The sequence below is a fragment of the Caulobacter sp. genome, from assembly GCF_017744445.1.
Lineage (GTDB): Bacteria > Pseudomonadota > Alphaproteobacteria > Caulobacterales > Caulobacteraceae > Caulobacter.
Map to the genome: position 1 here is coordinate 1 of NZ_JAGIBH010000119.1, position 598 is coordinate 598.

Consider the following 598-nt stretch of genomic DNA (forward strand, 5'->3'; position numbering starts at 1 on the left):
TACGTCGACTACGCGCACACCCCCGACGCGCTCGCCGCGGCGATCGCCGCGCTGCGCCCGCACGTCTCCGGCCGGCTGATCACCGTGTTCGGCGCCGGCGGCGACCGCGACATGGGCAAGCGCGCGCAGATGGGCGAAGTCGCCGCCGAACATTCCGAGCTGGTAATCGTCACCGACGACAACCCGCGCGGCGAGGACCCGGCCTCGATCCGCCTGCAAGTGCTCGCCGGCGCGCCCGGCGCGCGCGAGGTCGGCGACCGGCGCGCGGCGATCCGCGCGGCAATTGCGGAAGCTTCGGCGGGCGACATCGTCCTCATCGCCGGCAAGGGCCACGAGCAGGGGCAGATCGTCGGCTCGGGCGAGGCGACGCGGATTCTTCCTTTCGACGACGTCACGGTCGCGCGCGAATGCGCCGCCGAACTGGCAGGAGCCAACTGAATGAACGCGGTGCTCAAGACCTTGCGCTGGCCGTCGACCGAACGCGACCGCAAACGGCTCGCGCTGTGGACCGCGGACGAGGTCGCCGAAGCGACCGGCGGCACAGCCAGCGGCGACTTCCAGGTGGCCGGGGTCGAGATGGACTCGCGCGACGTGCGCT

1 protein-coding gene is annotated in these 598 nt (G+C 72.2%); it reads left to right on the forward strand.

What is annotated here, in order from left to right; genetic code table 11:
* A partial coding sequence (locus J7528_RS23975; RefSeq protein ID WP_291879870.1) for a cyanophycin synthetase occupies positions 1-438 on the forward strand: 438 nt, incomplete at its 5' end.
* Positions 439-598: the final 160 nt, after the last annotated feature.